Here is a 9,292-nt window from a genome sequence, read left to right as displayed (position 1 = left end):
CTGAACCTGCAGAAGATGATCGTCGTCGACGAGCGCCCGATCGACGACCAGGAGGCCGTCAGCCTCTCGTCCTGCGACTCGCACAGCTGCTGACCCGCACAGGTCTTCCGAAATCCGGCGGCGCACTGCCGCCGCACCGCGCCGGCCGACCGGTCGGGCGGACGAAGTACACACCACAGAGGAGCACACCATGGCGAACGTCCTGAACCTGCAGAAGATGATCGTCGTCGACGAGCGCCCGATCGACGACCAGGAGGCCGTCAGCCTCTCGTCCTGCGACTCGCACAGCTGCTGACCGAAGCGGTCTCCCGGGCCCCGGCGAAGCGCTGCCGCCGGGGCCCACCCCTTGCCTCCGCACCATCCGTCCGGAAGGGAAACACCCGTGCTCTCCTGGCAATCGCTCCAGTACTACCTCCAGTTCGACCGCCGCTGGTACGAGACTGCCGACCGCCGCCGCCCCGACCCGGCGCACCTCGCGGCCTTCCGTGAACTCGTCCCGGACGGCTGGGCGACCCGCCGGCGCGGCCTGTGGTTCATGGCCGACCCGCCGGGCCGCAACACCCCCGCGCAGGGGTGGAAGCTGCACGTCACCGCGGAGGCGGCGGAGAGCGAGGAGGTGCTGCGGCTCGCCCTGCCGGTGCTGTTCGCGCACAAGGCGGCGTTCAAGTTCCTGATCGACCCGTGGTCGGTGGCCCTGACCAGCGGCAAGACCTTCTCCCGGACCGCCAGCGGCAAGTTCATCACGATCTATCCGGCCGACGACGCCGAATTCCACGCGGTGGGCAAGGACTTGGCCGAAGCGCTGGAAGGCCGCAGCGGCCCGTACATCCTCTCCGACCGGCGCTGGCCCGGCTCGACGGCCGTCTACTACCGCTACGGCGGCTTCTCCGCGATCAAGCGACTGCGGGCCGACGGCATCAACGACCTGATGATCGCCACCCCCGACGGCACCCTGGTCCCCGACGTCCGCAACCCGTACTTCGAGTCGCCGGCGTGGGTCACCGACCCGTTCCCGCCCGAGGAGGCCGAGGGGGGAAGCGCGCTGAACGGGCGGTACCTGCCCACGTCCGCGCTGATGTTCGGCAACCGGGGCGGCGTCTACCTGGCCACCGACCGGGAGACCGGCGCGGAGGTGGTGCTCAAGGAGGCCCGCCCGGGCGTGCTGGTCGGGCGGCCCGGACGGGCGGCCGTCGAAGTGCTGGAGAAGGAGTACCAGGTGCTGTCGGAGCTCGCCGACACCGGGTACTACGTGAAACCGCTCGACTTCTTCCACGAGGGCGGCCACGCCTTCCTGGTCGAGGAGTACATCGACGGCCCGCACTACAGCCGCCACTGCATCACCACCAACCCCGTGATCACCGGCAAGCTGGACGGGGACAGCCTGCGCGCCTACTACCGCACGCAGCGCGACGTGTGGCGGCAGATCGCCGAAGGCATCGCCGCCGCCCACCGCCGCGGCATCCTGCTCGGCGACCTCTCGTACACCAACGTGCACATCACCCAGGACGGCCGGGCCGTGCTGCTCGACCTGGAGGCCGCCGTCCGCGAGGGCGTCGACCCGCACCTCGGCGTGCACACCGTCGGCCTCGCCAGCCCCCGGCTGCGCGCCACCAACCGTTACGACCGCGCCAACGACTGGCACTGCCTCGGCGCGCTGATCTTCTCCTCGATCATGGTGGTCAACAACATCACCGGCTTCCACCGCCCCGCCCAGGACCGGTTCCTCGACGCGTTCACCGAGGACCTCGCGCTGCCCGCCGAACTCTCCGCACTGATCAGGGACCTGACCGCCCCGGAGGCCGTGGACGGCGACTTCGACCCGGACGAGCTGCTGAAGCGGATCGACGCCCTGCCGTTCGACGACCCGGCGCTGTGGACGTCCCCCGTCCCGCTCGCCGAGCCCGCCGCCCGCCGCTACCGCGACCCCGAGGCCGTGCCCGGGCTCCGGGACGCCGACCTCGCCGCCACCGTCGAAGGCATCGCCGCCGAGATCGAGGCCGCCGCCGACGCGCAGCGCGCCGACCGGCTGTTCCCCAGCAACCCGCTGGTCCACCAGACCAACCCGCTCTCCCTCGCCTACGGCGCCACCGGCATCCTGTACGGCCTGCACCGGCTGCGCGGCAGCGTGCCCGACCGGCTGCTCGGCTGGACGCTGTCCAAGGACGTCGACCCCGCCGCGTACCCGCCCGGCCTGTACCTCGGCCAGTCCGGCCTGGCCTGGGCGTTCGACGCGCTCGGCCACCCCGCCGTCGCCCGCGCGCTGATGGCCTCCGCCCGCCGCCACCCGCTGCGGCACGCCCTGCCCGGCGTCCTGCACGGCACCGCCGGCCACGGCCTCGCCGCCCTGCACCTGTGGCACCGCCAGCACGACCCCGAACTGCTCGCCGACGCCGTCGCCGACGGCGAACACCTCGCCGCCACCGCCGTGCACGGCCCCGACGGGCCGCACTGGCCGCAGGCGACGGCCGGCGACGACCGGCTCCGCGTCCGGCTCGGTCACGGCCACGGCGCCAGCGGCATCGCCCTGTTCCTGCTCTACCTGCACCTCGCGACCGGCGAGGAACGCTGGTACACCCTCGGCCGCGCCGCACTCGGCCACGACCTCGCACACGCCGGCCCCCTCCCGGGCGGCACCCTCGCCTTCCCGTCCCACGGCGGGCCCGCCGAAGGCCGCACCATCCTGCGCAACTACTGGGACGAGGGCACCGCCGGCGTCTCGGTCGCCGTCGTCCGCTACCTCGCCGCCCGGCCCGACGACGAACTCGCCGCCGTCGCCGAGGAACTGCTGCTCGACTCGGCCCGCCGCTACGCCGTCTTCCCGCACCTCGCGCACGGGCTCGCCGGACTCGGCAACGTCCTGCTCGACGCGGGCGAACTGCTCGGCGAACAGCGGTGGTTGGACGAAGCCCGCCGGGTCGCCGACGGCATCCTGCTCAGCCGGATCGAACAGGACGGCGAAATCCCCGGCGGCGTCGGCTTCCCCGGCGAACAGGCCCTGCGGGAGAGCTGCGACCTGGCCACCGGCTCGATCGGCATCGCGCTCTTCCTCGACCGGCTGCGCCTCGCCCGCCCCGGCACCCGCACCGACTTCCACTTCACCGTGGACGGACTGCTGCCGTGACCACCGACGTTGCGGCCGACGTTGCGCCCGACGTACGACCGGACCGGAACCGGCGCCTGCTGCGCCGGTTCCGGCTGGTCGGTGCGAACCCGATGTTCCGACGGCTGTGGATCGGCCAGTTCACCTCCGAACTCGGCAGCTCCATGAGCGTGCTGGCGGTGCCCATGCTGGCCGTCGCGGTCACCGGATCGCCCGGGAAGGCCAGCGTGCTCGCCACGCTGGGCTTCCTCACCACCTGGCTGACCGCCGCCCCGTGCGGCCAACTCGCCGACCGGATCGCGCCGCGCCGCCTGATGCTGGCCTGCGACACCGCCCGGCTCGCCGCCGTCAGCACCGTCGCCGTCTGGGCGCTGGCGGGCGGCCCGCCGCTGTGGCTGCTCGCCGTCACCACCGTCGTCTCCGGCACCGCGCTCACCGCGTTCGGGCCCGCCGCCGGCAAGATGCTGCGCACCCTGGTGCCCGCCGACCAGCTGCCCGAGGCGGTCTCCGCCAACCAGGTCCGCGGCTACAGCGCCTCCATCGTCGGCCCCGCCGCGGGCGGCGCGCTGTTCGGCGTGGCCCGGGCGGTGCCGTTCGTCGCGGACGCCGCCAGCTACCTGGTCTCGCTGGCCTGCGTCCGCGGCCTGCCGTCCGGCGCCGGGGACGCCCCGACGGCGCGCGGCTGGCCCCGCCTGGGCGAAGGCCTCGCCGTCATCCGGCGCACCCCGTTCCTGCGGGCCAGTCTCGCCTACTCGGTGCCCGGCAACCTCGCCGTCTCCATGCTGATGTACGTGCTGCTGCTGCGGCCCGACGCGGCCGGCGGGGGCACCGGCCTGGCGTTCAGCGCCGCTGCCGTCTGCGGGCTGCTCGGCTCGCTGTTCGCGGCGGGCGCGTTCCGCCGCTGGGGCCTGTGGCGGCTGATGGCGGCCACCGCCTCGCTGCGGCTGCTCGCCGCACTGGCCGCGGGCGTGCTGAGCGGGGGCCAGCTCGGCCCCGCGGCCGCCCTCGCCACCGTCCTGCTGCTCTCCCCCGTGGTCGGCGCGGCGCTCGGCACCACCACGATGCTGGTCGTCGAGTACGAGGTGTACGGCCGGGTCACCGGCACCACCTCGTTCATCGGTAGCGCGCTCCAGCCGCTCGCCCCGCTGGCGGCCGGCGCGCTGCTCCAGTCGGCGGGCGCGGGCGCGGCGCTGACCGTGGTGGCCGCGCTGTTCGGCGTGGCGCTGACGGCCGTCGTGCTGGGCCGGCGGAGCCTGGACGTGAAGCCGCCGGAGCCGGCCGGCCCGACCGCGTGACGAGGACCCCCGGCGCCGGTCGGCGGCAGGGGTCCTCGATGTCGGTCGCTGCGGGCGGGGGCTCAGCCGGTGCCGAAGACGCCCTCGGCGGCGGCGGTCGCGAAGGCCGCCCAGGCCTCGTTCGAGAAGCGCAGCTGCGGGCCGCTCGGGTCCTTGGAGTCCCGGACGGCCGTGGTCGCGGTGTTCGGCACCGCGATCTCGACGCACGCGCCGGAGCCGCCGCTGTAGCTCGACTTGCGCCAGGTCAGCTCGTCGGTGGTCCTGCTCATGGGGGTCGCTCCTCCAACTCGGCGTTCGGTATGGCGATCCACGGAGCCGGAAGGGTCCGTCGATCTGAGGAGATCATAGGGACGTGGACATGTCGAAACACCGGTCGGGGGAAGATCGGACGCCCGGAAGTCCGATCATCGGCATAAACGGTGCCCGGGCGGTCCGGGCGTGGGAGGATGCTGCGGCCTCTGCCCTCGTGGCGTCAGGCGGGCGGCGTCAGGCGGGCTGCTTGACCGCCCACGCCGGCTCCGCCGCGAGGGTCGGGTCGTGGACCAGGACGCGCCGGGTGAGGTGGGCCAGTTCGGGCCCGGGGTGGACGCCGAGCTCGTCGCGCAGGGTGCGGCGGGCGGTGTGCAGGACGGCCGCCGCCTCGGCCTGGCGGCCGCTGCGGTACAGGGTCCGGGCCCGCAGGGCCCAGCCGGACTCGCGCAGCGGGGCCTCGGTGGTGAGCAGCGCGCACTCGGTGACGGCGAGGTGGTGGGCGTCCAGGGCGAGCAGCGCGGCGGCGCGGATCTCCCGTGCGGTACAGCGCAGTTCGGCCAGCCGCCAGCGCTCGGGGTCGAGGAAGGCCAGGTGGGCGAGGTCGGCGAAGGCCGGGCCGCGCCACAGGGCGAGCGCCCGGTCCGCCGCGGCGAGCGCCTCCGCGGGGCGCCGGACGCCGGCGGCCGTACCGGCCCGCTCGACGAGGGCGGCGAACCGGCGGGCGTCGAGCGCGTCCGGGCCGAGCCGCAGACGGTAGCCGCCGGGCCCGTGGCACAGCACCGACGACGGGTGGCCGGCCGGGCGGCCGGGCTCCAGGGCGCGGCGCAGGTCGGTCACGCAGGTGTGCAGGGCGTGGCGGGGGTTGGCCGGCAGGCGTTCCTCCCAGACGGAGTCGATCAGGTGCTGCTCGGGGACGACCGCGTCGCCCGCCGCGACCAGCGCCGCCAGCACCGCGCGCGGCCGGGGCCCGCCGAGCCGCACCGGAGTCCCGTCGACCGAGGCCGCCATCGGGCCGAGGACCTGCACTGTCGTCTGTGTCATGGTCGCATCCATGGGAAGAGCCTGACGCCCGGAAGGCTCCGTTCCCATCCGGGCGGCGCCCCCGAATTCCCTACGTACCGGCGGCCACCCGCCGCCCGCGCGCGGGAATATGGGGGCCGCCCCCCATGTCCGCGAACCCGCAGCTCGCCATGCTCATAACCATGACGGATCCCACAGCCACCTGGGGCCGGGACGGCGACGGCCCCTGGTGGGCACCGGCGTTGAGCCTGACCGAACGCCTGCCCGGCGCAGCCGACGAGCACCCGCCGCACCCGGCGGGGCGCTCGGCCGGAGCGCCGCGCACGGAGCCCGCCGAGCCGGCGGAGCGCCGACTCGCCGCCTGGCAGGGAGAGTTCGACGGCAGACTCGACGAGTGGCTGGCCGACCAGGGCGCGGACCGCGCCCGACTGCGGGCGCTGCTGGCCGAGCCGGCCGAGAGCCTGGCGGCGCGGGTCGCGGAGACGCCCGAGTGGGTCGGCTTCGTCCGGCACGCGGTCGCCGCCGCTTCCCTCCCGGCGGGCGCCGCCGAGGAGTTGACGCCGTGGGCGGCCGGATTCGCGACCGTGGTCGCCCCGTTCACCGCCGCCGCACTGGCCGCGCTGCGGGCCGAACCGGACTGGAAGGCCGTCGGCGAGGTCGCGGAACTCCCGAACCTGGAACGGGACTTCGAGTGCAGCCTGACGTCCCGGCTGGTGCGGGTCGCCGACCGGACGCTGGTGCTGGAACTGAACGTGGCCCGGATCGGCGGCGCCCTGCGCGGCACGAACGGCCAGGAACGGTTCGACGACTTCGTCCAACAGGCCCGGACGCCGCAGCGGTTGGCCGCACTGCTCACCGAATACCCGGTGCTGGCACGGCTGTTGGCGCACTGCTGCCAGGACGCGGTGGCCGCCTGGACCGAACTGGCGGGCCGGTTCACCGCCGACCGGGCAGCTCTCGCACAGGAGTTGTTCGCCGACGCCGACCCGGGCCGGCTGGTCCGGGTACGGACCGGCGCGGGGGACCGGCACGCCCACGGACGCACGGTGGCCGTCCTGGAGTTCGCCGACGGGCGGCACGCCGTGTACAAGCCGCGCCCGCTGGCCGTCCACCGGCACTGGAACGAACTGCTGCGGCTGCTCGCCGAGTCGGTGCCGGACGCCGCGCTGCGCACGCTCACCGTGCTGGACCGGGGCGACTACGGCTGGCTGGAGTTCGTCGGGGCCGGGCCGTGCGCGGACCGGCACGGCGTGGACCGCTTCTACCGGCGGCTCGGCGTCCAACTGGCGCTGCTGCACGTCCTCGGCGGCACCGACATCCACTACGAGAACCTGATCGCCGCCGCCGACCAGCCCGTCCTGGTGGACCTGGAGACGCTGTTCCACCCCGACCAGGCGCCGGCCGAGCCGCTCGGCGACGACCCCGCGCGGCGCGTGCTCGCCGACTCCGTGCAGCGGATCTCGCTGCTGCCGTTCCCGGTGTTCGGCGAGCACGGCGCACTCGACATCTCCGGCCTCGGCGGGGACGACGGCGCGCCGCTGCCGATGTCCGTGCCCGGCTGGGCGGACGCCGGCACCGACCGGATGCGGCTGGTGCGCGAACAGGGCCGGCTGCGGCGGGCCGACAACCGGCCCCGGCTCGACGGGGCGGACGTCGACCCGCAGGAGTACACCGAGTCACTGGTCGCCGGATTCCGCGCCGGCTACCGCGCACTCGTCGACGCCGCCCCCCGACTCGCCGCCCCCGGCGGCCCGTTGGAGAACTTCGCGGACGACACCGTGCGCGTCGTGGTCCGCCCCACCCGGCGGTACGCGACGCTGCTGGAGGAGTCCACCCACCCCGACGCGCTGCGCGACGGCCTCGACCGCGACCGGCTGCTCGCCCTGCTCTGGCGCGAGTCCGCCGACGACCCGCACCGCCGCCCGCTGGCCGCCTCCGAACACGCCGAACTCTGGCGCGGCGACATCCCACTGTTCACCGCCACCGCCGGAGACGGACGCCTGCACGCCGACGGCCGCCCCTGCGGCCCGGCCGCCGCCGACAACGGCGTCGACCGGACCCGGCAGCGGCTCGCCGCCCTCGACCGCACCGACCTCTACGACCAGGAGTGGATCGTCCGCGCCGCACTGGCCACCCGGTCCGCCGGACCCGGCTCGACACCGGCCGCCGCGCCCGGACAGTCGCGCCCGCCCGTCGCCCCCGACCCCGACCGGCTGCTCGCCGCCGCCTGCGACCTCGCCGACCGCATCCTGGCCCACGCCCACGGCGACCGGCGCCGCGTCAACTGGCTCACCCTGGAACCCATCACCGACCGCCAGTGGGCCCTGATGCCGCAGGGCGCGGCCCTCGACGGCGGCTACCTCGGCACCGCACTGTTCCTCGCCCAGCTCGCCGCCCTCACCGGCACCGCCCGCTACGCCGAGACCGCGCGCCGCGCCGTCCGGGCCCTGCCCCCGCTGCTCGACGCCCTCGCCAAGGACCCCGCCCACCTCGACGCCGTCGGCGCGGGCGGCTTCACCGGACTCGCCGGCATCGCCTACGGGCTGGCCCGACTGGACGCCCTGCACCTCGACGACACCGGCGCACTGGCCGAGGCCACCGGGGCGGCCGTCCGGCTCACCGCCCGCGCCGCGAACGCCGCACCCCTCGAAGACCCGCACCCCGACGGGCAGTTGCTCTCCGGCGACGCCGGCTGCCTGGCCGCCATGCTGGCCGTCCACCGGCTCACCGGCGACCCGGCCGCCGCCACCGCCGCCGACCACTGCGCCCAGCGGCTCGCCGCCACCCCCGACCCCACCCCCGACGGAGCCGCGCACCGCCGCTGGGCCCTGCACCGCTACGCCGCCACCGGACGCAGCATCCCGCTGCCCGGACCCGCACCCGCCCGGGTGCTCGGCCCCGCCGCCCGCCTCGCCGCCGCCCACACCCCCGGGACCGCACGGCCCCCGGTGCCCGTCGCACCCGCCGCCGACCACAGCCTGCTGCACGGCGACAGCGCCACCCTGGAACTCCTGCTCACCGGCCACCCGACCTGCGCGGCCACCCGCGCCGCCGCCCTGCTCGGCGAGCTCGACCACGCCGGGCCCCGCTGCGCCACCCCGTCCGGCATCCCGACCCCGGGACTGCTCACCGGCCTCGCCGGCATCGGCCACACCCTGCTGCGCCTCGCCCACCCCGCGGACGTGCCCTGCGTCCTGCTGCTGGAGCCCCCGCGCAGCTGACCGCCCGCAGCGCCGATCCCGGCCGCGAGCCGTCGCCACACTTCCGCACCTCCCCCGCTCCGACGATCCGTCGGACGACACTCCCGCCACGGCAGCCCCACCCGGCATGCCGTTCACCACGCCACCCAGGAGGACCACCATGACCACCGCCACCCTCGTCGCCCCGTGGGAGATCTCCGAGTTCGGCGCCGACATGCGGACGCCGCACCCCGCCGGCGAGATCGTCCCGGCCCTGCGCGGAACCGAACTCCCGCGCATGCGGCGGGCGTTGGTGCTGGCCGGATGGGTGGCGCCGGAACTCGGCACGTTCGACATCAGCACCAACGACACGACCGCCCCGTCCACCCTCACCTCCCTCTCGTTCACCGAGGACTGACCGGGGTGCGAAAAGTCCCCATGGCCCG

The 9,292-nt window shown here is 75.4% G+C and carries 6 protein-coding genes; 4 read left to right on the top strand and 2 right to left on the bottom strand.

Features of this window, described 5'->3' with window-relative positions; genetic code table 11:
- The first annotated feature begins 382 nt into the window (after positions 1–382).
- The gene (lanKC, locus tag ACFV4P_RS09085) at positions 383–3,121 is read left to right on the top strand and encodes a class III lanthionine synthetase LanKC (RefSeq protein ID WP_380468930.1); all 2,739 of its coding nucleotides are present in this window, start codon (positions 383–385) and stop codon (positions 3,119–3,121) included.
- Entirely contained in the window at positions 3,118–4,395 is a 1,278-nt protein-coding gene (locus ACFV4P_RS09080; RefSeq protein ID WP_380468928.1) for an MFS transporter, read from the top strand. Before lanKC ends, ACFV4P_RS09080 begins: the two co-directional genes overlap by 4 nt.
- Positions 4,396–4,457: 62 nt before the next feature.
- Here the strand turns inward: ACFV4P_RS09080 and ACFV4P_RS09075 are convergent, their stop codons facing one another.
- Together ACFV4P_RS09075 and ACFV4P_RS09070 are read right to left on the bottom strand one after the other, a co-directional pair.
- Positions 4,458–4,664, bottom strand: a complete 207-nt coding sequence (locus ACFV4P_RS09075) for a DUF397 domain-containing protein (RefSeq protein ID WP_380468926.1) — start codon at positions 4,662–4,664, stop codon at positions 4,458–4,460.
- Positions 4,665–4,881: 217 nt separating this feature from the next.
- The gene (locus tag ACFV4P_RS09070; RefSeq protein ID WP_380468924.1) at positions 4,882–5,688 is read right to left on the bottom strand and encodes a BTAD domain-containing putative transcriptional regulator; all 807 of its coding nucleotides are present in this window, start codon (positions 5,686–5,688) and stop codon (positions 4,882–4,884) included.
- A 161-nt stretch (positions 5,689–5,849) separates the two neighbouring features.
- Between ACFV4P_RS09070 and ACFV4P_RS09065 the strand changes: the two genes are divergently transcribed.
- Both ACFV4P_RS09065 and ACFV4P_RS09060 read left to right on the top strand, forming a co-directional pair.
- Positions 5,850–8,888 carry a type 2 lanthipeptide synthetase LanM family protein gene (locus ACFV4P_RS09065; protein WP_380468921.1) on the top strand — a complete coding sequence of 1,013 codons (3,039 nt, stop codon included), beginning with the start codon at positions 5,850–5,852 and terminating at the stop codon, positions 8,886–8,888.
- A gap of 139 nt (positions 8,889–9,027) precedes the next feature.
- Positions 9,028–9,264, top strand: coding sequence for a hypothetical protein (locus ACFV4P_RS09060; protein ID WP_380468918.1), 237 nt, complete (start codon positions 9,028–9,030; stop codon positions 9,262–9,264).
- Positions 9,265–9,292: the final 28 nt, after the last annotated feature.

The organism is Kitasatospora sp. NPDC059795, from assembly GCF_042732175.1.
In the GTDB taxonomy this organism is placed as follows: domain Bacteria; phylum Actinomycetota; class Actinomycetes; order Streptomycetales; family Streptomycetaceae; genus Kitasatospora.
The sequence above is the reverse complement of the archived record's forward strand: the minus strand, read 5'-3'. Positions and strand labels throughout refer to the sequence as shown.

Bases quoted from the DNA above. Each gene is read 5' to 3' on its own strand.
- ACFV4P_RS09075 (WP_380468926.1), bottom strand. From the start codon at position 4,664: ATGAGCAGGACCACCGACGAGCTGACCTGGCGCAAGTCGAGCTACAGC.
- ACFV4P_RS09070 (WP_380468924.1), bottom strand. From the start codon at position 5,688: ATGACACAGACGACAGTGCAGGTCCTCGGCCCGATGGCGGCCTCGGTC.
- ACFV4P_RS09065 (WP_380468921.1), top strand. From the start codon at position 5,850: ATGACGGATCCCACAGCCACCTGGGGCCGGGACGGCGACGGCCCCTGG.
- ACFV4P_RS09060 (WP_380468918.1), top strand. From the start codon at position 9,028: ATGACCACCGCCACCCTCGTCGCCCCGTGGGAGATCTCCGAGTTCGGC.